This window comes from Sedimentibacter sp. B4, from assembly GCF_000309315.1.
In the GTDB taxonomy this organism is placed as follows: Bacteria; Bacillota; Clostridia; order Tissierellales; family Sedimentibacteraceae; genus Sedimentibacter; species Sedimentibacter saalensis.
Map to the genome: position 1 here is coordinate 1 of NZ_CANG01000709.1, position 242 is coordinate 242.

Here is a 242-nt window from a genome sequence, read left to right on the forward strand (position 1 = left end):
CGGAGGCGGGGCTTACGCGTCGGCGCCGGTGATCCCCGAGGTGGACGCGACCACGTCCCGCAGCTTCTTCTCGAACGCCTCATAGAACATCGACAACGGGAACTCGTCGTCCATCACCAGGTCCGTGAGTTCCTTCGGCGTGCCCTTCAGCGGCAGCTCGCCGCGCTTCCAGACCGAGGCGGGGTGCGGCTCGACCACGCCGCTGACCAGGGCGTACGCGGCCAGCCAGTGGGCGACCTTCG

1 protein-coding gene is annotated in these 242 nt (G+C 69.0%); it reads right to left on the reverse strand.

Features of this window, described 5'->3' with window-relative positions:
• Nucleotides 1-12: 12 nt before the first annotated feature.
• Nucleotides 13-242: DUF6421 family protein (locus tag BN358_RS26855; RefSeq protein ID WP_232233241.1), on the reverse strand; the 230-nt coding region annotated here is incomplete at its 5' end.